Origin of the sequence: Streptomyces sp. NPDC013455, assembly GCF_040632975.1 — a bacterium.
In the GTDB taxonomy this organism is placed as follows: domain Bacteria; phylum Actinomycetota; class Actinomycetes; order Streptomycetales; family Streptomycetaceae; genus Streptomyces.
This window is the reverse complement of sequence record NZ_JBEYCX010000013.1, coordinates 125078-145023: the sequence shown is the minus strand read 5'-3', so window position 1 is coordinate 145023 and position 19946 is coordinate 125078. Positions and strand designations below refer to the sequence as shown.

Genomic DNA, 19946 nt, shown 5'->3' with positions numbered 1-19946 from the left:
CGCCGGTCTCCGGCGGGGGCTGGGGGTGGGATTGGGTGCGGCTACCGCGCCAGGCGGTAGCGGGCGGCGAGCAGCTCCATCTGCCTCGCCTGACGGCTCCCAGTGGTCTCTCCCGGCTGGGGTACGTCACTGCCCCGAGTGGCCGCGCGGGCGGCCGGCTCGGGGCGGAAGTCGAGAAGTTCGGGCCGCAGCGCGGCCCGGCGGTCGAAGGCGGCGGTGTCGCCGCGGGCGGCCAGCGCTACGCCGACGGAGCGCAGGGCGGCGTCGGTGCCCTCGTAGGCGGGGAAGGTGACGGCGCTGACCTCGTACAGCTGCACCTCGCGCAGGATGCGCAGCTCGGCCTCCATGTCGCCCTCGGAGGTCTGCACCGTGACGGACGTCCACTCGTCCTTCACCGTGCGGAACCCGAACGACATCCCGGTGACGTTCTTGTTCTCCAGGTTCACGACCAGGTCGCCGACGTAGGACAAGCGGGTGTCCAGGTCCGAGTCAACCGCCAGGCCAGTCTGGTCCTGCGCCAGGCGCAGGCTGCCGGCCGACACCCGGGAGACGACCAGCCGGGTGTCGTGGTCCACGAGGAACCGGGCGTCACCCTCGCTGAGCGTCTTGGTGAACGCGCCCGGCGCGATCTCCTCGTAGAACCCCCACGTCAGCGGGTTGCCGATGGCGGTTCTCTGGCTGAAGACGGCGGCATGGCCAGCGAAGCTGCGCATGCCCTGGTCGTCGCCGGCCGCGCGCAGCTGCACCCCGGCCGTGGCCAGGGTGAGATCGCGGCGCTCCTCATTCCTGGTGGTCATCGGCTTCGCCTTCCTGCGGTGGCTCGGGGGTGAGCAGTCGGTGCGCGGCCGCCAGATGGCGGGCGGCGCGCGCGGCGCGGTCGTCCGGCTCGCTGGCCGCGGCCGGGGCCTGCACGGTCGGGTCGGTGCCGAGCGGGGCCATGTACAGCGGCTGCAGACGCATGTCGCCCTCGCGGCCGCCGATCGGGGTCAGGTCTTCCAGGTCCCGGATGTCGTCCGCGGAGAAGGCCCCGGTGTCGCGCATCGCCCGATAGAACGTGGCGCGGGCGGCGCTGTCCCCCCTGAGCAACCCGCCCAGCTGGTACTTGGCGTACTGGTCCGTGCCCAGCAGCTCCTTCGTGACGCGCTGCTCGGTCGGCGTCAGCCACGTCGGGGCCAGGTCCCAGGTCACGAAACCTTGCGCCTGCTGCTCCAGGCCCGTGCCCCAGCTGGTGGACTTCTGCGTCTCCATCAGCAGGAACAGCGGCACGCCGAACATGCGGGCCACCTCGACCACCTGGAACTGGCGGGACTCCAGGAACTGGGAGTCGCGGTAGGGCATGGTCACCGGCTGAAACGAGGCCCCGGAGTCGAGGACGGCGATGTCGTGCGCCGCCTGGCTGCCGGACAGCTTGGCCTTCCAGGACGCCTTGAGCTGCTCGGCCTGCTCCTTGTTCAGCCGCTGCTCTGTCTGCAGCACCCCGGAGATCATATTCCCGGACCCGTACAGCCTCGCTGCGGCCTTCTCGGCGGCCAGACCCAAGCCGATGCCCTCGGCCGCGGCCCGGATCGGAGAGCAGCCGGTGACGCCGTCGTACCCCAGCGCGGGCAGGTGCAGGATCTCCCGGGTGGTGCGCCGCTGCCGCACCCCGCTGTCGTCCTGGATCCAGAACACCTTGCCGCCCGGGTTCTCCGGGGTCGGCGGCTCCCGGTCGACCTTCACCCGGTCCGGGCGGATCGGCCACAGCTGCACCACCTGGCCGCCGCCATTGCGGACCTTCTGCAGGTAGGCGTTACCCCACAGCAGCCGGTGCACGTACACCAGCCGCCACAGCTCGAACCGAGTCAACTCCGGGTGCGGGTCCTCCAACAGGGCCACGCTGGTGCGGTCCCGGGTGCCAGCGGCGTAGGTGTGCAGCGGCAGCGCGGCGGCCACGTTGGCGATGACGGCCACCGAACGCCACACCGCCGGCATGTGCAGGCTTCCGGTCTCGCTGACCGGTACGCCGGCCTCACCGGCCGTACCGCCCAGCAGGCTGACCAGGCTGGTGGAGGTCAGCGGGACCGCGGGGTTCTCGACGGAGCGGCGCTCGAACAGACCGAACAGGCTCATGACCGGCGCTCCTTCCGTGGGGTGGGCGGCGGCCGGGACAGGGCCCGCTCGACGGCCACAACACCCGCCAGGCCGCCCAGAATGAGCGCGGCGGGCACGTGGACCAGGGCGACGCCGTACAGGGCGGTGAGGACGAGCAGCAGCTCCAGCAAGTGCAGGGCGGTTCTCACCACAGGTTCGGCGCTCCCTTCTCTTCCTCGACCTCGGCGCCCAGGCCCCACTTCGCCAGCGTCGCGGCCACCAGGGGGCTGATGTCGACTGAGACGATCCGGCGCGCCCAGGCCCAGGCGTCGCCCAGCGGGCGCTTCTGCGCGCCAGCCAACGCCGCGGCGAGCGGCGCCTGGTCAAGGTGGGACAGCGTCTGCTCGGCCACGCAGTCGTAGAACTGGCCGCAGGCCGCCGCCACCTCGCGCGTTTTGGGCTGGACGACGGTGACGCCCAGGCCCGTTTCCTCGTCCTCCAGGTCGGCGATGAGCGATCCGGCCGGACCGGCGCCGTCGATGACCCAGCAGCGTGGCTGCCACTTCGCGTGCAGCTCCTTCGCACGCTCCAGGATCCAGCCCGTGCCGGGGCGGTGCTCGACCACCTCGACGTGAACTCCGCCCCGCCACGGGCCCGCCACGCAGATCGCCGCGTGCGACCGCTCGGGAGTCATGTCGATGGAGAACGCCACCGGATCACTGGGTGCTGACTCCGCCGCGGCCAGGGCCCGCCAGGCGTCCTCGCCGATGACCTGCCAGGTGTCCGCCTCATCCGACGGGTACTCGCCCACACCGAGCCGCTCACGCGCGTACCCGTCCCTGCTGAGCGTGGCCCGCTCGTTGGCCACCTTCTCCAGCGTCAGCCGGTAGCCGACCGCGGGGTTCGCCTTCAACACCGCCTCGTCGGACGCCGGGTCGTCGTGCTCGGTGCAGCCGGCCGGGCACTCGTCCACGTGCAGCTCGGCAGACCACTCGAAGTACGCCAGCGACGAATCTGGGGTGCCGGCCTCCAGCGCGGCGAGCGCGCGGCGCCGCAGACGGCCCAGCTGCACGGACGGGGCGCCGATGCCGGCGCTGCCCAGGTACCAGATCTGCGGGTTGGCGACGGCCGCCATGGTCGGCAGCAGCGCGTCCATCGCGTCGTCGCCGAGGATCATGTCCTCGTCCAGGATGTTGCAGTCGCCCGTGAAGCCCCGGCCGCTGCCCTTCGAGCGGGCGATGAAGCGGAGGATCTGCCCGGAGTGCAGTTCGATCGACTCCTCGCCGACCGTGTACCGGTACGCCTTGACGCGTTTGTGCAGGTCAGGGCACCCTCGGATCAACCGCTCAACGCGCTTGAACGCGGCCTTTGCCGTCTTGAACTCGTGCGCCGAGTGGAGGATGAGCTGCTCGCCGCCGATGAACAGGCCCCACAGCTCGCGGGCCTCGATGATGCCGCCCTTGCCGTTCTGGCGTGGGACGTTGACGCACACCTCGAACGCGGACCACGAGCCGTCCGGGTCCTCGCCCATCGCTCGCCGCAGGACGTGCTGCTGCCACGGGTCGAGGTGCAGCCCGGCCCGGGCCGCGAGGTCGATCGCCTCCTGGCCGGCGCTGGACACCGACGGGGGCACGACCTCGATCGGTGGCTGCTGCCAGCCGTACACCTGGCCGTCGTCAGCCACCGGATGCCTTCCGGGCGGCTTCGGCGCGGCGCTTCTCTCGGTGAGCAGCGATGTCATCGACGGCATCTCCCTTCGAGGCGACGGGGGCGAGCCTGCGCAGGTCAGCCATCACGGCGCGCAACTCCCGGGCGGCGACCGCCTTCGCGGTCGGGGCGTCGGCTTCATCGACGGAACGGGCGAGGCTGGTGGCGAGTTCGGCCAGTCCGGGTGAGACCGGCTCGACGCCGAGCTGTTCGATCTCGGCGTTGATCGCGTCGGCGACCGCGCCCATGATCACCACCACCCGTCACACTCAGTCACATCACGCAGAGTGACAACCCACTAAAATGGTCGAACCGAGTTCGCGCGCATGGATCTTGAAAAATCGCCGCGCAAAAAATCGGGCGACAAGGGCGTTTGGGTCGCCCGGGAAGGCGCTGAACTTTCGACTCACTCTCCCCGGTGGATCATGGTCTGGCCTGGTCGCTGGGCGGGGTCAGTCCGGGGCCGGTGCTCTGGGTGACGTCGGGTCACCAGGGCCGGGACGCCTGGGGCATGGCCTCGCGTGGCCGGCCGCGGCGGGCGTTGTACCAGCGGGTGGCGACCCTGCGCATGGCCGGGTCGCGCATGGCGTCGATGCGCTGCATGACGATCGTCTCGCCTGGGTCGACCACGACGATGCGGCCGCCGAGCCGCTTGTACTTGGCCATGTGCTTGGCGCTCGGCATCGTGTGGATCAGGTAGACGTCGAGCTGGTCGAGGAGCTGGAAGGCTTCGTCCATGGCGGCGTAGCGGGCGCGGTGGGCGACCCGTAGGTGGAGCGGGTGCTGGCTCCACGGGGGTGCGCCTGGTCCGGTGAGCGCGGAGGTGATGCGGTCGAGGTCGATGACGACGTCACGGTGTGTGGCGTGCGCCTCGATCCAGCTGGACTTGCCCGCGGCCGGCGGGCCGGTGACGACGTACAGCACCGTGCGTCACCACCTACGCGAGGTCCGCTGGGGTGCCACCTTGGGTGACGGTCGCGCTCGGTTGCCGCGGCTGCTGTTGCACCGGCGGTGTGCGGGGCGGGCGTTGGCGCGGTCGAGCAGGTCGCCGCCGCGGGAGAGCGGGACGAGGTGGTCGAGGGTGAACGACGCTGGGTGACGGGCGTCGAGGTCGTAGCCGATCTCGCGGCCGCAGATCCAGCAGGGCAGGTGTTGGGCGCGGAGCCAGTCGACTAGGCGGCGGTAGGGGCGCCCGTTGCGGGGGTTGCCGGCCACGGGCGCCACCTCCTGCGGTCAGTGCTTGACGGCCCACTCGATGGGCTCGCGGCCGTCGGGCTCGTACACGATCCGCTCGGGGTGCTTGCTGCTGGGCACGGGGTAAGCGATCAGCCCGGCCGCGCACCGGCCGCCCTTGACGACCTTGTCCATGGGGAACTCGGGCTTGGGCATGTCGCCGCCGCTGCTGCCGGTGGACTCGATGCGCGTGCTGTCGCTGTAGGTGAGGGCCCACGGTCGTTGGCTCACGCTGATGTCCGTGGTGCCGACGTTGCAGATCTTGATGTTGATCGTGGCCCAGATGTCGCCGCCCTGGAAGTCCTGGGGCTTCATCGGCTGGGGGCCCTTGAACGGCTGCTGGTACTCCACGACCTGCACTGTGATGCGTGCGTCGCTCTCGGTGTCGTTGATGGTCTTCGTAGCGCCCATCTTGAGGATGCCGGAGTCGGTGTCTGCCGCGGTCTTCGTGCTGGGCGACGAGGTGACAGTCTGCGTGACAGTGACGCGGATGGTCTTCGGTTCGCCGCTGGTGCATGCGGTGGCGGTGGCTGCGATGAGCAGGGCCGCGTGGGCGGCTCTACGGGCGTGCATGGTCCCCCCAGGGTGCTGATGCTCGGAGAGGGCATCATGCTCCGTGTGGGGGCGCTGCGTTGGCTGTGTGGCCGTGTTGTGACCCTGAGGGGGTGTACGGCGAAGCCCCGCCCGGGCCGGGGCTTCAGGTAGCTTCTGTGGTGCCGTCTCGGGGCACAGTTGTACACCGGGATCGTCACACAGCGTCTGACCTGCGGTCAAGCGGATGCGTGCGAGCGGCGCTTGAGGACCAGTGCGGCGACGTCGGCGACGGCGTAGTACGGGTACCGGTCGGTGCCGCCGGAGCGGGTGAGCTGGCCGCGGTAGACGAGCTGGCGGAGGGCGCCGGCGGTGATGCCGAGGACGGTGCGGGTCTGCTCGGCGGTGAGGTGGCCGGGGCGGAGGTGCTGTGACGCCATGGTGTCCATGATGCGGCAGGCCCCGCCATCGACGGGGGTGCGATGGAGGGGCCCGAGGTTCAGTGTGGCAGGGGGGCGCGTCGTCCGCCCCTACTTCTTCGGGGTGCCGGGGATCGGCTTCTTCTCGGGCTTCACCCAGCCGCCGTGGGAACTGCTGTACGTCGTCTCGTGCCCCTTCAGCCGGGGGTCGTTGGGCTCGGGCTTCTTCTTCCAGCCGAGTGCCATGATGGCGGTCCTGTCTCGTGGTTGGGATGGGGACCGGGGCGGCCGGTAGCTGGCAGGCGCGGGCCGCCCCGGGGTCTCAGGCGTGCGTCTCGTCGGCGGTTAGTTCGACGTGCACGTGGGTGCGGACGGGGTTGTCGCGGTCCGGCGTGCGGTAGATCAACATCCCCTCTCGGTACACGACGACGGTCTGACCTGCCTGTTCGTCGTGAGGGGAGGGGGGCGCGGTGGGGGAGGGGAGGGGTTGGTGCGTACCTTTCCGGCGGCGTGTGGACCACCAGACGGCGGCCACGCCGACCAGCCAGACCGCGAGGATCCCGGCTTCCGGCGACGCGGCGAACACGCCCCCGAGCGCGGTGCCGCCGAGCACCAGGAGCACGCACCCGCCGGCGAGTGGGCTGGGCGCCTCGGGCTCCTCGGCGGGGGCGGGCCGCTCCGTCCGTCCGGCCATTAGATCCGCCCGTAGGTGTTGTCACCGAGCAGGTTCGCGGCCTGCGCGAGCGGGACGGCGGCGAACCCGGCCACGCCTGCCGAGGTTCCGAGGGTGATGCCGCACCAGGCGCCCCGCTTTAGGACGTTCGCCTGGTCCTCGCTGGACTTCTTCACAGCGGCGATGAACCCCACGGTGAGGATCAGCACAATGCCGAGGCCGGGTCCGGACAGCGGCAGGAACGTGGCGCGTCCGGCGGACTGCCCGCCGGAGCCGCCGACACCCCAGACAAGGGCGGCGTCTCCGAGCCAGTTGGACAGGCCCAGGATCGTGCCGGAGATCCAGCCGATCGCGCCGCCGACGCCGAGTGTCGTGAGGCAGCCGTATGCCCACGACAGGAGGAACGGCAGGAGCCGGGAGGCGTGCCTGACGGGATCCTTCTTCAGGGCCTTGATACCCGGCCACCAGGTGACGAGTTCGTAGACGAGGAGACCGAGACCGATGGTCACGCCGCCATAGGTGACGTAGTTCATGGGGTGGTCCTTCAGCGGAGGACGGCGACGCCGAGCGCCGCGAGGGTCATGATCAGGGCCCAGGTGCCGGTGATGGGCGGCACGGTGCGCAGGTCGACCAGGGCGAGGCCGAGGAGGGCTGCGACGGCTGCGAGGGTGAAGAAGATGGCCAACACGGTCACCGCCGGACGGGTCTGTTGGCGAGCAGCTCCTCACCGCCGGGCGGCGGCTGCGCGCCCATCAGCCGGCCAGCCGGATGTAGCGGGCGACGGTGTCCTCGCGGGCGTTGGCGTCGGCGACCTTGCGGACGTAGGCGAGGACTCGATCCGGCTCGCGGATTCCGGAATCCACGGCGGTCCGGACGGCATCCTTGATGGTCATCGGGCCGGTGGCCGTCGGCTGCGGATCGGGATCCGAACCGTCCGCGGACTGTCCGGACTGGTCCGGATCGGCGGATCCGGAATCCGCGAGGGCGGCGAGGCTGCGCTGTTCGGCCTCCACGAGGGCCTCGCCGCGCTGGAGCTCCCGCCGGATCGGAATCAGCGCGAGCTGACCGTTGACCGCGGCCCGCCGCTTGGCCACCCACTGCTGGGTCAGTGGATCCAGGGGGCGTGTGTGGGCGCGCATGGCGATGGTCCAGCCGCCCTTGGCGAGCGTGGAGACGAGCGCGCCGACGGCTCCGACGATCCACTGCCCAGTGAAGAGGTAGCCGTGTGCGAAGACGGCGCCCATCGACACGGCCAGCGCAGCGTGGCCGACGCGGCGGGGCAGCGTGGCGCGGTCGGGGTCGGAGCGCAGCAGCCACTCGACGCCCATGCACATGATCCATGCGGCGTCGAAGGCGACTGCGGCTCCGTAGGCGACGACCGCGACGACGGACATGGCCAGGAGGGCGCCGATGGATGCGGTGGTCCAGGTGAGGGAGACGGTGACGAGGAGGGCGGCACCGATGGTGACGGCGACGCGCACGGCCTGGTCCCAGTCGCGGGGCGGCGCGGGGACTTCGATGGTCTCGCGGTCGAGAACCATCTCGGTCTGGCCGTCGACCGTGTGGGGGACGAGGCGGGTCCGCTCGATGGTGCGGGTCTTCACGGCGCTCCTCCGGAGCGTGAGGAGGCCGGGTCCCGCTGGGGGATGTACGGGACCCGGCCGGTCTGCGGCGGTCAGCGGCGGGAGTCCTGCCGGTTCATGGCCTGGCGGACGTCGGCGCCGGCCACGTAGTCCTCGGCGCACGCCTGGACGGTGGCGGGCTGGGCGAGGATCTGGTTGGGCTGGGGCTGCGCCGGGCTGGGCTGCGGGTTGGGCTGGTCGGTACGCTCCATGCGGACCTGCTCCTTCGTCACGGTTGTGGGTGGGTCCGGCCCCCGTCCCGGAGCGCCAACTCAGCGGGGCGGGGGCCGTCGTACATCGCAGTACGGACTGCTTGCCGTGACTGTAGGGGTCCCCTACAGTGCAGCGCAAGCGGCCCACCGAAAGAAGGGCCAGGAGTTGAGCGACGAGGAGGTGCGCCGCGTGTCGGACGCCTTGGACACGGTCGAGCAGATCCCCGACCGGGTGGAGCGGGTCCGTGCCAAGAGCCGGATCATGGCCGACCAGGTCAAGCGCAACCGGGAGTGGTCGGCTGAGCGCAGCGACCTGATCCGTGAGTTGTGGAACGACGGGGACGGCATGTCCTACCGAGAGATCGCGGACCACCTCGGGATCAAGCTGAGCACGGTACAGGACACGTTCCGCGGCTATAAGGGCTCGGGCACAGCGCGGCCGAAGAGGACGGACGCCGGAGAGTAGCCGAACACGCAAGGGCCCCCGCACACCGTGTGCGGGGGCCCTCTCATGCCGTCTGTCTCGGCTGGTAGTGGAGCAACAGCAGCAGGTCGGTCTGCCCCTCGTAGACGCAGCCGCACTTCGGGCAGACGAGGCGGGACTCGCCGGCGCGGTGCGTGATGTCCGACCCGCACACGGTGCCTTGGTCGTCGGTGACGGCGATGCACTGGCCGATGGTCTTGCGCTTGGGCACCGGGTCGCCGACGACGGCCCGGGCCTGCGTCTCCAGGTCGCTCACCTCGCGTGCGAGGTCGCCGGCGGCCGGGTAGTGGGCGGCGATCCAGTCGAGCTCCATCGCCAGCCACCGGCAGTCCGCGGCGAGCGGGGCGGGGGCTGGTGCGCCGTGGTGTGGCCAGCGGACGCGCTGGACGTCGACCCGCCAGAGCCGGACCACCTCGGCGGCCCGGGCGGTGCTCACGGTGTCGAGGACGTCCTCGTTGAGCGGGGACTGGGGGCCGGCCGCGCCCTTGGTGGCGATGATGTCGCCCCAGCTGTGCCGCCGGGGGACGAGGCACTCGGCGACCTCGGCGTACAGGGTGGGGAGTTCGGCGAGGCGTTCGGCGAGCCGGACGGTGTGCCGGGGGCACAGGTAGCCGGTCTCGATCGGCTGCTCGCACAGGCCGCAGATGTTCACGGGGTGGTGCTCTCCTCGGACTGCTCGGTGCCGTCCAGGGCGGCGACGATGACCGGCATGATCGAGTCGGCGAGGTCACCGCGTCGCATGTCGTGTCGGTAGTCGGCCCGCTCCAGCGCCTCGGCGATCGGATCGCGCAGGGCGCGCACCCGCTTGATGGCGGCCTCGGCCCGCTCGGCGCGCAAGCACTGTGCCATCAGGTCGCGGTGGCATCCGCGGTGTGCAAGAGCGTCAGCGGCGGTCGACTCCATTGCGCGCTCCATCGCTTCAGCGCGGCGGTGGGCGTCGGCGAGGAGATCAGCGGCGCGCTCAGCCTTGCGGGCCCGCTCCTGTGCCTGCTCCAGTTCGGCGGCCAGCCGGTCGATCTCGGGGACGATCGTCTGTACGTGCTGCAGGTTCGAGCGGGCGACGGCCCGCGCGGTGTCGGCCTCCCGGATCTCGGCCTCGGTGTGCTGGCGCAGCAGCGCGTCCTCGTCGGGGGTGAGGCCGGCAGCGGCGCGGGCGAGGAGGATGCGGAGGCTGTTCCGGCGGGCGGTGCGCTGCGCGTCCTCGTCGGCGGCCGGCGCCTCGGGCTCGATGCCGAGGATGTGCACCGGGTCCATCGGCAGCTGTCGTCCGCACCTCGGCCCGTTCAGCCAGTTGCGGACGCGGGCGACGCGTACGGCCGTGATGCCGTCCTCGTCGCAGGTGTCAAGGCACTCGGCGATGAACGCCAAGCGGTCGTCGGACCGGTACAGCTCGGTGGCGAGCCGCTCGACTTCCGCGCGCGCTTCCTCGGCGGTCAGTTCGTCGGGCGTCGTCGCGTTGTCGTCAGCGGTGTCTGGCGTCAGCGCGATGCCGGACTGTCGGGTGTCGGCGAGGCGTCTGACCTGCGTTGTCAGGGCGTCGAGGGCGCGGACGACGTCCCGCGCGTCGGGGCTGGGCTGGCTCATGTGGTCGAGTCCTTCCGGGTCGTGGCCGAGCGGCGGGGCAGGTAGAGCCAGTGGGCGAGGGTGACGGCGCTGATGCTGGTCACCAGCAGGACGTAGGCGAGGACGGCGATCACAGGTAGCCCCCCACGACGTCCACGGTGGTCATCGAGCGGGCCAGGATGCGGCGGCCCTGTCCCCAGAGGTCCGTGCTGAGGCGTCGGGGCCTTGGGAGGGTGCAGCGGCAGGCGCCGGTGGCGGGGAGGAAGTGGCCGCGGGGGCAGCGGGGGCGGTCCATGGGCGCTGGGCTCCGTTCGGTCAGCTGGCGAGGGGCAGTGGCTGTGCGACCGCAGGAGCGTCCGGCAGCGCCTCGGTGAGCGGAGGGACCCCGGCGCCCGTACGCGGACGGCTGCGCCCCTGCCGTGCCCGGTCTCGGCGCTCTTTCGACTGCCGCGCGCACGCCCGCTTGCACGGCACGCACGCCACTTCCTTCAGGGCGCGGTGCGTCCAGTAGCCGCGCGCCGTCCCGCCGGCCGCGTGCGCCTCGGCGAGGATCCGGCGGCGGTTGGTCTCCAGCGTCTCGTCGTACGCGGCCTGGCACGACTCGCACGGCTGCTCGCTGCGGCGGCGGTGGGCCCGGTAGCCGCGCTCGGTGCCGCAGCCGCGGGCCCGGGCCTCGAAGTCCACACCGCCCCACACGCCGTGCTGCTCGTCGGCGGCCAGGGCCTGCCGCATGCAGTCGAGGAGCAGGGGGCAGGGGCGGCACTGGCGGGCCGCGTAGGAGCGTTCGGTGGGGTCTGGGCTGAACCAGGGTCCGGGGTCGGTGCGGCAGGGCGCGGCGGGCGTGGTCATGCGCTGTGCCTTTCGTGGTCGGTCTCGGCGAGGTAGGGCTCGCAGCGGGCGTGCACGGTGCGGTCGGGGCGGCGGGGGTCCGGGACGATGCGGCGGCGGCAGACGGGGCAGCGGTGCCAGGTCTCGTAGTCGCCGGGGTTCGGCGGGGCCTGGTCGTCGTGGTGTGGTTCGTGGGAATCCGGCTGGTCCTCGGGAGCGCCCACTACCTGAGGTTGGAAACCGACCCCGGCCCCGTCTTGGGAACCTCTTGGGTAACCCCCTGGGTTGTTCGGGTCGCGGTGACCCGAACCGTTCGGGTCGCGGTGACCCGAACTCATACGGGTCGCGGTGACCCGAACTTCTTCGGCCGTACCATCGGTAAGTTCGGGTCGCGGTGACCCGAACTGGTTCGGGTCGCGGTCACCCGAACTCTCCTCGTCCTGCCACGCGGCCGGCCGTTTGCCCGGCTTCCGCGCGGTGCCCCTCAGGTACTCCTCGGCGGCCGCCCAGTCCGGCACCGGAGTGAGCAGCAGGACGTACAGCGTCGGCGTCCCCCGGCGGCGCTCGCCCAGGACGCCCACGACGCCCGCGCGCATCGCCGCGTCCAGGTAGCGGCGAGTGTCCTTCTCGTTCGCGCAGGCGGCCTTGGCGATGTCCTGAATGCGGATCGGCTTGCGGTCGGCGAAGCGAAGTTCCCCGGCAGCGTTGGCCATGGCGCGCAGGGCGTAGAGCAGCGTGGGCAGGCCGGTGCGCCGGACGGCGGTGGGCATCTGCCGTGTCCACTTCCAGGCGAGCGCGTTGCCGAACGCGTTCGGCACGCTGCCGCTGGCGGCGGTGGCCTGCTCCTCGGTGCTCAACTGGGGTCTTCTCTCGTGCGGTGCGGAACCGATCCGGCAAGATCTGGGGCCCCCGGGGCGGCCTGCTGGGACCGTCCCGGGAGGGTGGGCGGCTAGCGGACGTACTCGTCGCGGCGGGCCTGCTCGCGGCGCCGCTTGTACTCCTTGAGGTCCGCCTCAGTCGGCTTGCTCGCGGTCAGGTCGGCGAGGTCGGCGTCCGGTCGGATGGGGCCCTTACCGACCTCATCGAACGTGCCGTCGATCTGCCGGCCGCGGTACATGGCGCGCTTCGCCTCCAGCAGGGCGGCAGCGTCCTCGTCGGTGCGGGCGACCTCGCAGCCGGTGACGCGCACCTTGACCTGAGGATCCTTGTCCTCGCCCTCGGCGTGACCGGTGTAGGACTTGGACGTCAGCTCCACGATGGCGTAGACGACGGTGCCGGGCTTCTCGAAGAGGCCGCGGCGCTGGTCGCGAGTCATCGACGCTTCGATGGGCGCGGCGGCGCTGTCGAGCTTGACCTCGGGGACGTCGGCGGGGCTGAGCTTGGGCATCAGGCGGGTTCCTCTCCGGTGTTCGGGGTGGGCAGCAGGTCAAGGGAGTCACCGAGGCGGTGCGCCAGGGACCGGCGCTGCTCGGCGAGTTCGGGCGCGTGGCCGACGCAGTGGTCGGCGCCGACGAGGAGGCACTCGATGACCTCGGCGACGTCGCCGGGTGCGAGGCCGGTGATGTGGAGCGTCATCAGAGCTGTCCGTTCTGGTGGTAGGCGGCCTGCGCTTCGGCGGCCTGGATAGCGAGGGCTTCCTCCGCGCAGACCTTGTGCGCGGGCTTCATCCGCGAGTCCCGGGTGTGCGCAGGGAAGCCGCAGTAGCGGCACGGCAGGGGCCGGTCAGACCAGTGCGAGGAGTCGTGCCAGTCGAGGAGCTGACCCGGGGTGTACTCGGGCTCGGGCGGGGCGCGGCGCCGCCGGCGGCCGGTCACTCCCCGGCCCCGAAGATCGCGGAGTAGAGGTAGTCCACCCTTTTCTCCTGCGCCCGAGCTGCCTTCGCCCGCTCGCGCTCGCGTGCACGGTCGGCCTTCGCCCGCTCACGCTCCAGCACCCGCGCGGCCTTCTTCAGCCCGCGGGCCCACGCGCGGACGACGGCAGCCCGATCCTGGGCCCGGACCCTGTCAGCGCGGTCGGCATGATGGCCGGGCTTCACGCAGTGGTCGCGTCCGCAGGAGGGCAGCGCCTGCCCCTCGGGGGCGCGGCCATGGGCGATGCGGTACGCGATCGGGTAGGCGGTGAGGTTCCTGCCGCCGTGGCGCAGGCTGGGGGTACCACAGACGTTGAATCCGGTCCACTCCATGTGGCCGCCGTCCACCGGCCGCACGCGCCGCCAGAACAGATCCTCCGGTGTGGCAGCGCCCCGGTATCCGCTCTTCGCTTTGGGCAGGCCGAGCACAGCGCGAGCAGCTGCGGCGGTCTTCGCGTCCACGTTCAGCTGGCGGGCGATGGCCCGGTTGGAGTGGCCGGCGCGGAGCAACTCGGCGATGTCGGCGCGGACCTTCATCGGCCCACCGCCCGGTAGCCGAGCGGGTCCTCGCCGGGCTCCAGTCCGCGGACCACGAGGACGATCTGCCCGCCCCGGACGACGCGGCCGAGGCGCATGTCCGGGCCGAGTACGCGGGTGTGGTCGTCGTCCTCGAAGAGGCCCGCGTCAACGAGTCCGTCCGTCGCCGACTTGAACGACGGGTACCAGTTCGCCGGGTCCGCGCGGCGACCGGACGCCGGGTGCAGCACGCCCAGGATGTGCGCCCGGGGGAACAGCGGGCCGGGCTGGGCGGCGGCGAGCGCGTCCATGAGGGACGGGCACTCGGTCACCGCCTCGCGCGCGGCGTCACGCAGGGCCTTCACGTAGCGGTGCCGGTCGTGTCGGTTCAGACGCTGGTTCGAGTTCAGCAGGAACAGGCCGGCGGGCAGCGCGATGACGAACGGTTCGGGCCGGGGCCCGGCCGCCGTGGTGGCGGCCGGACGCTCCGGCTCGAACAGGGTCGGGGCGGTCACTCAGCACCACTGTTCCGGCCGTACTGCCGCTTGCCCTCGGCGTACCGCGCGTTCTGGTAGTCACGCTCGGCCTGGCGGCACGGCTGACACAACGGTTCCTTGCGGTAGTAGTGCTGCCGTGCCCCGCGGTAGGTGCCGTGAGCGATCGGCTTGCGCAGACTGCCACCGCGGGGCAGCTTCAGCCCGATGGCCTTGATGAGCTGGTCCAGCTCGGCGTCGGTCAGATCAGCCATCACGCACCGCCCGGGGTGAAGGTGCGGCAGGTCCAGCACTCGCGGCCGTCGGGGTGGTAGGCGTGCAGGGTCTCCCGCTGCTCAGCCGGGCACCAGCAGACGTCGTTGACGGGCACCTCCTGCGGGCGCATCAACTCGGCGAGCCGGGTGCTCTCCTCGGCGACCGGGGCGAAGTAGGCCCGGGACAGCAGGGCACCGGCGGCCAGCGACAGGACGAGGACGAGGGCGCCGAGCGCGATGTTCCACTCGTTCACGACGCCGCCCCCGATCCCGGCTGGCGGGCGGCCGGCCACGCACCCGCGCCCTCGGCGGGCGGCTGCTCGGGCGTCGACTGCTGGCCGGACTGCTGCTCGTACTGCTGGCGGATCTCCCCGGCGGTCACCCGCTGCTGCGGGAACTCCTCGTCCACGGTGATCTCACCGCGCCGGATCGACTCCGAGATGATCTGCAACTGGCCGAGGTCCAGCCCCGTCCACTTGCTGGAGTCGCGGTTGCGGTTCTCCTCCAGCTGCTCGACGGTGACGCCGAGGCCCTCGAAGTGGGCGATGCAGTCGGCGATGCGCTGCGCCAGCGGCTTGTTGCCCTGGCCCTTCTCCACCGTGGTGGTGGCGATCTCCTTGGCCTGCTCCCGGAACCAGTCCGGCAGCACGCTGAAGATCATCTCTCGGAGGCGGCGGGCGCCGTTGTTGCTGTTGTTCTCGTAGACGTCGCGCGGGTCCTCCAGGCGCCGGCCGCCGTCGTCCGTCGTCCACCGGGTGTGCGGCACGATGAACGTCGTGGACGCGCGCTCGTTGGTCTCCAGGTCCCACGCCCACGCCTGCATCTCGGACTCGCCAGCGGCGTCGTCGCGGCGCAGCTCGTGCACGCCGTAGTGGATGTTCGTCCAGCAGCGGGCCAGCTCCTTGGCGAACTGGATCGTCTCGCCGGACACCTGTGACTTGCCGCGGCGGAATCGGAAGAAGCTGCGGACGGCGAGGCTGTGCTGCGAGAACCCGGTCCGCATCTTCGCAATGGCCTGCGCCTCGTTCCTCGGGAACTGGCGGGCCACGATGACCGCGGCCTGGACCTCGGCGACCGCGCGGGACTGCTCAACCGCGGTGCCCTGCCCGATGAACGCGGGCGCCGGCGCGGCCGGGGCCGCGAACTGCTCGGTGGTGGCGGGGTAGTTCACAGGTACTCCAAGGTGTCGCGGGTCTCGGCCCACGGCGGCAGGGCGACGGACACCACGTCGTCGCTGTAGCCGGGCCAGTAGCCGGTGGCGGTGCAGTGGGCGAAGATCTCCAGGGCGCGCCGGTTGCGGGCGGCGCCGATCCGCCGGGCCGCCGCGTTCACCTCGATCACGGTGATCACGTACGGCGGGGTCTTCTCCTGGCAGACGAACACGAACGCCGCGGTCTCGTCGGCGATGCCGAGGGCGTGGCAGGCGGACCGGTAGGTGTCGTCCTGCTGGTGGTAACCCAGGTCATCGATGACCCGCTGGAGCTTCTCCGGGTGAGCCGAGACGCACGTCTTGTAGTCGGGGATGATCAGCCGCCCGGACCGCGGGTTCGGCAGCCAGTCCAGGCGGGCCCGCCGCATGACGCCGGTCTTCTCATCCCGCCAGAACAGCGATCGCTCGGGCGTGCCGTGCTCGGGGTCGAACAGCAGGGAGGCGACGGGGTGCCGGCGGAGCGCGTCGGCCATCGCGTGCACCTGCTCGTACTCGGCGCGCTTCAGCGGGACGGCACCCTCGGCCCGGGCCTCGGCGACCTCCGCCTTGGCCGCCTTGGTGTCCCACCGGTCGTAGTCCACGAGGCGCAGCTCGGGCCCGTTCCCGAGGACCAGGCGGTGAGCGGCGTTGCCGATGTCCCACACCTTCTTCACCGGCTGCGGGTGGTCCTGCTCGTACCGGAAGTGGGCGGGACTGGCGGTGATGATGGTGCGGGCGCCGCTGGAGGAGAGGGCGTACCGGTGGGAGTGGTACGTCTCGTTGTCCATGTCGTAGATGCCAGGCTCGGTGATGGGGTCCGGGCCGGCGGCCGGGGCCTGAGCCCCGGCCTGCACGGTCGTCGTCATCCGGCGTCACCGCCCTCGGCAACCTGGACCGCCTCCAGCGTGAACGTCCCGCCGTTGCTCACCCCGGCGAAGATCTGTCCCCGCATGGTGTCCAGGTCTACGGCCACCTCGATGTGCGGCGAGGACAGGTACGGCCGCACGTCCCTGTGGATGTGTTCGGCGAGTCCGTCCGCGGTGACCGCCCACACGGTGAGCGGGGCCGGGGCGGGGCTACTGTTGCGCCCACCGTGGCGGCCGACGCGGGCGTACGTGACGCGGTACTTCGTCTGCGTTGCGCCCGGCGCCTCGGCCATCTCCTCAAGGGACGGAGTGGTGATCTCAGCCTCGGGGTCGCGCGGCTGGTGGCGTCCGGCCTGCCAGTCGGGGCCCGCGATGATCTGGTGTTCGCGGACAGCCTCGGCCATCGCACTGTCGCGGTCGGTGGTGCGGCTCATCGAGTGGCCGTCCTCTCCGGGGGCGTCGGGGTGTAGCAGCGGCGGCCGGCCACGTCGGCGGCGACCAGGAACCCCCGCCCGGCCAAGGCCCGCAGGTCCTTCCGGGCGGTGTTCCGACCGGCCGACGCCCACGGACTCGCGGCGAGGATCTGCGCGGCGCGCTGCGTGGTGATCGGGGTGGTCTCGCGCTGTATGGCGGCGAGGAGCCAGCCGCGGCGGGTGATCGTGTCTGGCATCAGCGGTCCTTCCTGCGCAGCACGTAGTGCCGGTTGTCGGGGTCGTCCACCAGGACGAGGTGTCCGGCCCGGTGCAGGGCCGTGAGGTCGCGGCGGGCGGTGCCGCGCTGGACCACGCCGGGGGCGATGAGCTGGTAGAGCGACAGCACACGGGCGGTGGTCCAGGGGCCGCCGTGGGTGCGGATCGCGTCGAGCAGACGCTCCTGCCGGGCGGTGAGCCCGGGGGTGACGTCGGCCGCCGGGCGGCTGCTCTTCCCTTCGGCCATCGACCGCAGCGTGCGGGCCGCCTCGCGAACCAGGTCGGCCGAGCCGGGGCCGATGCCGGACGCCGGTCCGTAGTGGGCGGCGACGCGGGCCTCGGTCTCGTTGGCCATGCGGTCCAGCTCGGCCGCGCCCTCGTGCAGCACCTCGGTGCGCACCAGCAAGTACAGCCGCTCCACTCGGGCGTCGGTCTGCTCGCGCGGCGTCCAGGCGTCGGCCAGCAGGCGGACGTACCGGCGGAGTTCGTCGCGGGCGCTCATCGGCGGCCCCGCTTCCAGCGGCTCACCAGCGTCGGCGCGTCGGCGATGCAGTACAGGAAGAACACCGACCAGATGGACGCGGCCCACAGCAGCCACTCGATCCCGGTCACCGGATTTCACCCGCCGCGGACGCCTCGGCCTTCGGGGTCAGCGCATACCGGATCGGGTCCTCGTCCACCGGCCGGTCCTTTGCGGCGAGCAGCTGCTCCAGGTCCGCGATCCGGTCCCGCTGCTCGCGCAGCGCCTCGGCCGCCTCGGACAGGGCCGCGTTGGTCGTGTGCCGCTCCGTCTCCAGCTCGGCAACGCGGTTCAGCAGCCACTCGACCGCCGGCGCCACCCGCTCGTGGATCTCGACCTCGGCCGGGATCTGGCGGGGCCCGCCAGCCGGGGAGAGCAGGCCGCGAACGGCGAGCAGGTCGGCCTCAGCCGCCACCAGCCGCATACGGCGCCGCTCGATGCGCTCCTCCAGCTCGGTGACCCGGGCCTCCAGCGAAGCCGCGTAGGTGACCACGTTCTCCAGGACCAGGCGCAGATCGTCCTTCGCCATCCGGGCGCTGAGAGCAGTGCGGGCGAGGTCGAGCATCGTGCGGGGTTGCCGCCCGTGGGAGGCCGCTGGTGCGCCGGTCGCGGCGCGCTGCTCGGACGTCATCGGCGTCTCGCTCATGCCGCCACCACCGCAGCGGCCCCGCGCTCGGCCCGCTCCTCCGCCGAGTAGTGCTGGAAGGCGCAGACGTGGACGGTCACGCCGTCGACCACGACGTCCGCCGACGCCGACCATCCGTTCAGGTGCTCGGTGTCCTCCACCCTCAGCGTCCCGCCAAGCGCCGCCGCCCACGTGCGGGCGTCCTCGATCGTGCGGGCCTGCAAGTCGAGCTGGGCTGCGGATCCCGTCGCCTGGGGCCGGACGGCCAGCAGGTCGGGCAGGTCAGTGTGGTCGTCCAGGAGGCGGGTCGTCACCTGACTCACGCGGAAGGCATTCGCCTCCATCGAGCGCAGGGCGAGAACGGCGCGGGCGCCGGTGTCGGTAATCTGTGTGCCCATCGGGGCCTCTCTTTCGGATCTTGTAGGGGCGCCGGTCGGGGGTCGCTCGGGCCGGCAAGCTGAGAGCGGCCCTCCGGCGCATCGGGGTCAGGCGGCGCAGGCCGCCGGTGCGGACTCCACAGGCGCCGCTCCCTGCGGCTGCGCGAAAATCCGGCGGAGGGCTTCGACGGCCTCGGGCGTGGGGTCCGGGGCGGCGTCAACCTCCTGATGGATGTGAGCGAGGACCTGGTCGCCGAGAAGCGCGCGGCGCTCTTCGCGAGTCACGCGGCGGCTCCCGCGCGCTCGTCTTCGACCCGGTCCATGAGGGTGCGAATGTCGAGGTCATATGCCTCGGCGATACGAAGCGCCGAGATCAGGTCAGGTTGCGCCGATCCGTCGACGTATCGATAAGCGGACGAGATGCTCACGCCGGTCCGTTTGGCGATGGCGTACGTCGTCTTGTCGCCGTGCGTGGCCGCGATGTCCTGGAGACGACTGACGTTGAGTCGGTACACGTGGATGTCCCTCCCTCCGCAGGTGGCGGGGCAGTTTCCCTGTCGAGGGAAACTGAACCATGAGAGTTCCCTCCCTGGCAAGGGAATGTGCGTGCGCGGGAAGGGTGAATTTCTTGAAGTAGCGGCGCTCGGCAGCGAGGTGGCCTGCATCGAAGCAGGTCAGTGGCTGAATGCTACTTTCCCTAGGGAGGGAATCGGTGTCTATTCCCTCTCCAGGGAAGTAGAGTGCGGGGACATGACGGACGCCACCCCTCAGGGACGCGTGCAGAGGTTCTGCGCGTTGGTCCTCCCCGCGCTTGAAGCAGCCGGCTACACCGGTTACGGGTCGCAGCAGCGCCTCGTTGCCGACACCGGCATGAACAAGAGCACCGTCTCCCGCCTGCTCAATCGCGAGCAGATCCCCCACGTGAAGTTCTTCCCTCCGCTGGCCAAGGCCATCGGGATGGACCCCGTTGAGCTGCTCGTCGCTGCGGACATCCTGCCGCCCGAGTACCTGGAGTCTCAGCAGACACTGTCCGAAACAGATCGGTCACAGGTAGGCTCGGGTTCAATCACTCCGGAGGAAGCAGCGGAGCGATTGGGCATCCATGACGACGTAGGGAAGTTCACGCTCTTCGCCGTGATCGACAAGCTCAAGAGCCCCGACCAGCGCGACGATGACGCTGAGAACCCCGGAGGCACGGCCGCACAGATGTAACCCGGGGGTGCGC

At 71.4% G+C, this 19946-nt stretch carries 37 protein-coding genes; 2 read left to right on the top strand and 35 right to left on the bottom strand.

Annotation, left to right across the window (positions count from 1 at the left end; genetic code table 11):
• Positions 1-41: 41 nt before the first annotated feature.
• The 15 genes from ABZ576_RS21875 to ABZ576_RS21805 form a co-directional block, all read right to left on the bottom strand.
• Positions 42-797, bottom strand: coding sequence for an HK97 family phage prohead protease (locus tag ABZ576_RS21875; protein ID WP_360743126.1), 756 nt, complete (start codon positions 795-797; stop codon positions 42-44).
• Positions 781-2109, bottom strand: a complete 1329-nt coding sequence (locus tag ABZ576_RS21870) for a phage portal protein (protein ID WP_360743123.1) — start codon at positions 2107-2109, stop codon at positions 781-783. Before ABZ576_RS21870 ends, ABZ576_RS21875 begins: the two co-directional genes overlap by 17 nt.
• Entirely contained in the window at positions 2106-2282 is a 177-nt protein-coding gene (locus tag ABZ576_RS21865) for a hypothetical protein (protein WP_360743120.1), read from the bottom strand. Before ABZ576_RS21865 ends, ABZ576_RS21870 begins: the two co-directional genes overlap by 4 nt.
• Positions 2276-3754, bottom strand: a complete 1479-nt coding sequence (locus ABZ576_RS21860; protein WP_360743117.1) for a terminase — start codon at positions 3752-3754, stop codon at positions 2276-2278. The genes ABZ576_RS21865 and ABZ576_RS21860 overlap by 7 nt, the downstream gene beginning before the upstream one ends.
• Positions 3747-4037, bottom strand: coding sequence for a hypothetical protein (locus ABZ576_RS21855; protein WP_360743114.1), 291 nt, complete (start codon positions 4035-4037; stop codon positions 3747-3749). Before ABZ576_RS21855 ends, ABZ576_RS21860 begins: the two co-directional genes overlap by 8 nt.
• A gap of 226 nt (positions 4038-4263) precedes the next feature.
• Positions 4264-4701, bottom strand: a complete 438-nt coding sequence (locus tag ABZ576_RS21850) for an AAA family ATPase (protein ID WP_360743111.1) — start codon at positions 4699-4701, stop codon at positions 4264-4266.
• Positions 4702-4707: 6 nt separating this feature from the next.
• Positions 4708-4992: an HNH endonuclease gene (locus ABZ576_RS21845; protein WP_360743108.1), complete on the bottom strand. Its 285-nt coding sequence runs from the start codon at positions 4990-4992 to the stop codon at positions 4708-4710.
• A gap of 18 nt (positions 4993-5010) precedes the next feature.
• Entirely contained in the window at positions 5011-5583 is a 573-nt protein-coding gene (locus ABZ576_RS21840) for a DUF4352 domain-containing protein (RefSeq protein WP_360743106.1), read from the bottom strand.
• A 197-nt stretch (positions 5584-5780) separates the two neighbouring features.
• Positions 5781-5981 (bottom strand): hypothetical protein, encoded by a 201-nt coding sequence (locus ABZ576_RS21835; RefSeq protein WP_360743103.1) that lies wholly within the window; start codon positions 5979-5981, stop codon positions 5781-5783.
• A gap of 90 nt (positions 5982-6071) precedes the next feature.
• Positions 6072-6206, bottom strand: a complete 135-nt coding sequence (locus ABZ576_RS21830) for a hypothetical protein (RefSeq protein WP_360743100.1) — start codon at positions 6204-6206, stop codon at positions 6072-6074.
• Between the two features lie 76 nt (positions 6207-6282).
• Positions 6283-6654 carry a hypothetical protein gene (locus ABZ576_RS21825; RefSeq protein WP_360743097.1) on the bottom strand — a complete coding sequence of 124 codons (372 nt, stop codon included), beginning with the start codon at positions 6652-6654 and terminating at the stop codon, positions 6283-6285.
• A complete protein-coding gene (locus tag ABZ576_RS21820; RefSeq protein ID WP_360743094.1) occupies positions 6654-7166 on the bottom strand; it encodes a hypothetical protein in 513 nt (170 codons plus the stop codon). The genes ABZ576_RS21825 and ABZ576_RS21820 overlap by 1 nt, the downstream gene beginning before the upstream one ends.
• Positions 7167-7177: 11 nt before the next feature.
• Positions 7178-7327, bottom strand: coding sequence for a hypothetical protein (locus ABZ576_RS21815; RefSeq protein WP_360743091.1), 150 nt, complete (start codon positions 7325-7327; stop codon positions 7178-7180).
• 58 nt (positions 7328-7385) lie between these two features.
• Positions 7386-8237, bottom strand: a complete 852-nt coding sequence (locus ABZ576_RS21810; RefSeq protein WP_360743088.1) for a protein transporter Sec31 — start codon at positions 8235-8237, stop codon at positions 7386-7388.
• Between the two features lie 71 nt (positions 8238-8308).
• A complete protein-coding gene (locus ABZ576_RS21805; protein WP_360743085.1) occupies positions 8309-8467 on the bottom strand; it encodes a hypothetical protein in 159 nt (52 codons plus the stop codon).
• A gap of 166 nt (positions 8468-8633) precedes the next feature.
• Here ABZ576_RS21805 and ABZ576_RS21800 point away from each other — a divergent pair, with 166 nt between their 5' ends.
• Positions 8634-8933, top strand: coding sequence for a helix-turn-helix domain-containing protein (locus ABZ576_RS21800; RefSeq protein ID WP_360743082.1), 300 nt, complete (start codon positions 8634-8636; stop codon positions 8931-8933).
• Positions 8934-8976: 43 nt separating this feature from the next.
• Here ABZ576_RS21800 and ABZ576_RS21795 read toward each other — a convergent pair whose 3' ends face one another.
• From ABZ576_RS21795 to ABZ576_RS21700, 20 genes are all read right to left on the bottom strand, one after another.
• The gene (locus ABZ576_RS21795) at positions 8977-9603 is read right to left on the bottom strand and encodes a hypothetical protein (RefSeq protein WP_360743079.1); all 627 of its coding nucleotides are present in this window, start codon (positions 9601-9603) and stop codon (positions 8977-8979) included.
• The gene (locus ABZ576_RS21790; protein ID WP_360743076.1) at positions 9600-10535 is read right to left on the bottom strand and encodes a hypothetical protein; all 936 of its coding nucleotides are present in this window, start codon (positions 10533-10535) and stop codon (positions 9600-9602) included. Before ABZ576_RS21790 ends, ABZ576_RS21795 begins: the two co-directional genes overlap by 4 nt.
• 109 nt (positions 10536-10644) lie before the next feature.
• Complete coding sequence (locus ABZ576_RS21785; RefSeq protein WP_360743074.1) at positions 10645-10809, bottom strand: hypothetical protein; 165 nt, start codon at positions 10807-10809, stop codon at positions 10645-10647.
• Positions 10810-10829: 20 nt separating this feature from the next.
• Positions 10830-11363 carry a WhiB family transcriptional regulator gene (locus ABZ576_RS21780; RefSeq protein ID WP_360743071.1) on the bottom strand — a complete coding sequence of 178 codons (534 nt, stop codon included), beginning with the start codon at positions 11361-11363 and terminating at the stop codon, positions 10830-10832.
• Complete coding sequence (locus ABZ576_RS21775; RefSeq protein ID WP_360743068.1) at positions 11360-12199, bottom strand: hypothetical protein; 840 nt, start codon at positions 12197-12199, stop codon at positions 11360-11362. The genes ABZ576_RS21780 and ABZ576_RS21775 overlap by 4 nt, the downstream gene beginning before the upstream one ends.
• A 92-nt stretch (positions 12200-12291) precedes the next feature.
• Positions 12292-12729 (bottom strand): hypothetical protein, encoded by a 438-nt coding sequence (locus ABZ576_RS21770; RefSeq protein ID WP_360743065.1) that lies wholly within the window; start codon positions 12727-12729, stop codon positions 12292-12294.
• On the bottom strand, positions 12729-12917 hold the full coding sequence (locus ABZ576_RS21765; RefSeq protein ID WP_360743062.1) for a hypothetical protein: 189 nt from the start codon (positions 12915-12917) through the stop codon (positions 12729-12731). The genes ABZ576_RS21770 and ABZ576_RS21765 overlap by 1 nt, the downstream gene beginning before the upstream one ends.
• Positions 12917-13156, bottom strand: a complete 240-nt coding sequence (locus ABZ576_RS21760) for a hypothetical protein (protein WP_360743059.1) — start codon at positions 13154-13156, stop codon at positions 12917-12919. Before ABZ576_RS21760 ends, ABZ576_RS21765 begins: the two co-directional genes overlap by 1 nt.
• Entirely contained in the window at positions 13153-13728 is a 576-nt protein-coding gene (locus ABZ576_RS21755; RefSeq protein ID WP_360743056.1) for a hypothetical protein, read from the bottom strand. Before ABZ576_RS21755 ends, ABZ576_RS21760 begins: the two co-directional genes overlap by 4 nt.
• Positions 13725-14222, bottom strand: a complete 498-nt coding sequence (locus ABZ576_RS21750) for a hypothetical protein (RefSeq protein ID WP_360743053.1) — start codon at positions 14220-14222, stop codon at positions 13725-13727. Before ABZ576_RS21750 ends, ABZ576_RS21755 begins: the two co-directional genes overlap by 4 nt.
• Entirely contained in the window at positions 14219-14455 is a 237-nt protein-coding gene (locus ABZ576_RS21745; RefSeq protein ID WP_360743050.1) for a hypothetical protein, read from the bottom strand. Before ABZ576_RS21745 ends, ABZ576_RS21750 begins: the two co-directional genes overlap by 4 nt.
• A complete protein-coding gene (locus ABZ576_RS21740; RefSeq protein ID WP_360743047.1) occupies positions 14455-14709 on the bottom strand; it encodes a hypothetical protein in 255 nt (84 codons plus the stop codon). The genes ABZ576_RS21745 and ABZ576_RS21740 overlap by 1 nt, the downstream gene beginning before the upstream one ends.
• A complete protein-coding gene (locus ABZ576_RS21735; protein ID WP_360743044.1) occupies positions 14706-15626 on the bottom strand; it encodes a hypothetical protein in 921 nt (306 codons plus the stop codon). The genes ABZ576_RS21740 and ABZ576_RS21735 overlap by 4 nt, the downstream gene beginning before the upstream one ends.
• On the bottom strand, positions 15623-16510 hold the full coding sequence (locus ABZ576_RS21730; RefSeq protein ID WP_360743041.1) for a PD-(D/E)XK nuclease-like domain-containing protein: 888 nt from the start codon (positions 16508-16510) through the stop codon (positions 15623-15625). The genes ABZ576_RS21735 and ABZ576_RS21730 overlap by 4 nt, the downstream gene beginning before the upstream one ends.
• Complete coding sequence (locus ABZ576_RS21725) at positions 16507-16944, bottom strand: hypothetical protein (RefSeq protein WP_360743038.1); 438 nt, start codon at positions 16942-16944, stop codon at positions 16507-16509. Before ABZ576_RS21725 ends, ABZ576_RS21730 begins: the two co-directional genes overlap by 4 nt.
• The gene (locus tag ABZ576_RS21720) at positions 16941-17180 is read right to left on the bottom strand and encodes a hypothetical protein (RefSeq protein ID WP_360743035.1); all 240 of its coding nucleotides are present in this window, start codon (positions 17178-17180) and stop codon (positions 16941-16943) included. Before ABZ576_RS21720 ends, ABZ576_RS21725 begins: the two co-directional genes overlap by 4 nt.
• Positions 17180-17701, bottom strand: a complete 522-nt coding sequence (locus tag ABZ576_RS21715) for a hypothetical protein (protein ID WP_360743032.1) — start codon at positions 17699-17701, stop codon at positions 17180-17182. Before ABZ576_RS21715 ends, ABZ576_RS21720 begins: the two co-directional genes overlap by 1 nt.
• A gap of 106 nt (positions 17702-17807) precedes the next feature.
• A complete protein-coding gene (locus ABZ576_RS21710; protein WP_360743029.1) occupies positions 17808-18365 on the bottom strand; it encodes a hypothetical protein in 558 nt (185 codons plus the stop codon).
• Positions 18362-18742 carry a hypothetical protein gene (locus ABZ576_RS21705; protein WP_360743026.1) on the bottom strand — a complete coding sequence of 127 codons (381 nt, stop codon included), beginning with the start codon at positions 18740-18742 and terminating at the stop codon, positions 18362-18364. The genes ABZ576_RS21710 and ABZ576_RS21705 overlap by 4 nt, the downstream gene beginning before the upstream one ends.
• A gap of 260 nt (positions 18743-19002) precedes the next feature.
• Entirely contained in the window at positions 19003-19236 is a 234-nt protein-coding gene (locus ABZ576_RS21700; protein WP_360743023.1) for a helix-turn-helix transcriptional regulator, read from the bottom strand.
• A 235-nt stretch (positions 19237-19471) separates the two neighbouring features.
• On the opposite strand from ABZ576_RS21700, the gene ABZ576_RS21695 reads away from it, so the two are divergent.
• The gene (locus ABZ576_RS21695) at positions 19472-19933 is read left to right on the top strand and encodes a helix-turn-helix transcriptional regulator (protein ID WP_360743020.1); all 462 of its coding nucleotides are present in this window, start codon (positions 19472-19474) and stop codon (positions 19931-19933) included.
• Positions 19934-19946: the final 13 nt, after the last annotated feature.

Coding starts and splice junctions, on each gene's coding strand:
- ABZ576_RS21745 (WP_360743050.1), bottom strand. CDS start 14,455: ATGGCTGATCTGACCGACGCCGAGCTGGACCAGCTCATCAAGGCCATC.
- ABZ576_RS21715 (WP_360743032.1), bottom strand. CDS start 17,701: ATGAGCGCCCGCGACGAACTCCGCCGGTACGTCCGCCTGCTGGCCGAC.
- ABZ576_RS21785 (WP_360743074.1), bottom strand. CDS start 10,809: ATGGACCGCCCCCGCTGCCCCCGCGGCCACTTCCTCCCCGCCACCGGC.
- ABZ576_RS21780 (WP_360743071.1), bottom strand. CDS start 11,363: ATGACCACGCCCGCCGCGCCCTGCCGCACCGACCCCGGACCCTGGTTC.
- ABZ576_RS21870 (WP_360743123.1), bottom strand. CDS start 2,109: ATGAGCCTGTTCGGTCTGTTCGAGCGCCGCTCCGTCGAGAACCCCGCG.
- ABZ576_RS21875 (WP_360743126.1), bottom strand. CDS start 797: ATGACCACCAGGAATGAGGAGCGCCGCGATCTCACCCTGGCCACGGCC.
- ABZ576_RS21840 (WP_360743106.1), bottom strand. CDS start 5,583: ATGCACGCCCGTAGAGCCGCCCACGCGGCCCTGCTCATCGCAGCCACC.
- ABZ576_RS21695 (WP_360743020.1), top strand. CDS start 19,472: ATGACGGACGCCACCCCTCAGGGACGCGTGCAGAGGTTCTGCGCGTTG.
- ABZ576_RS21770 (WP_360743065.1), bottom strand. CDS start 12,729: ATGCCCAAGCTCAGCCCCGCCGACGTCCCCGAGGTCAAGCTCGACAGC.
- ABZ576_RS21705 (WP_360743026.1), bottom strand. CDS start 18,742: ATGGGCACACAGATTACCGACACCGGCGCCCGCGCCGTTCTCGCCCTG.
- ABZ576_RS21820 (WP_360743094.1), bottom strand. CDS start 7,166: ATGAACTACGTCACCTATGGCGGCGTGACCATCGGTCTCGGTCTCCTC.
- ABZ576_RS21765 (WP_360743062.1), bottom strand. CDS start 12,917: ATGACGCTCCACATCACCGGCCTCGCACCCGGCGACGTCGCCGAGGTC.
- ABZ576_RS21720 (WP_360743035.1), bottom strand. CDS start 17,180: ATGCCAGACACGATCACCCGCCGCGGCTGGCTCCTCGCCGCCATACAG.
- ABZ576_RS21805 (WP_360743085.1), bottom strand. CDS start 8,467: ATGGAGCGTACCGACCAGCCCAACCCGCAGCCCAGCCCGGCGCAGCCC.
- ABZ576_RS21710 (WP_360743029.1), bottom strand. CDS start 18,365: ATGAGCGAGACGCCGATGACGTCCGAGCAGCGCGCCGCGACCGGCGCA.
- ABZ576_RS21830 (WP_360743100.1), bottom strand. CDS start 6,206: ATGGCACTCGGCTGGAAGAAGAAGCCCGAGCCCAACGACCCCCGGCTG.
- ABZ576_RS21790 (WP_360743076.1), bottom strand. CDS start 10,535: ATGAGCCAGCCCAGCCCCGACGCGCGGGACGTCGTCCGCGCCCTCGAC.
- ABZ576_RS21725 (WP_360743038.1), bottom strand. CDS start 16,944: ATGAGCCGCACCACCGACCGCGACAGTGCGATGGCCGAGGCTGTCCGC.
- ABZ576_RS21730 (WP_360743041.1), bottom strand. CDS start 16,510: ATGACGACGACCGTGCAGGCCGGGGCTCAGGCCCCGGCCGCCGGCCCG.
- ABZ576_RS21825 (WP_360743097.1), bottom strand. CDS start 6,654: ATGGCCGGACGGACGGAGCGGCCCGCCCCCGCCGAGGAGCCCGAGGCG.
- ABZ576_RS21755 (WP_360743056.1), bottom strand. CDS start 13,728: ATGAAGGTCCGCGCCGACATCGCCGAGTTGCTCCGCGCCGGCCACTCC.
- ABZ576_RS21835 (WP_360743103.1), bottom strand. CDS start 5,981: ATGGCGTCACAGCACCTCCGCCCCGGCCACCTCACCGCCGAGCAGACC.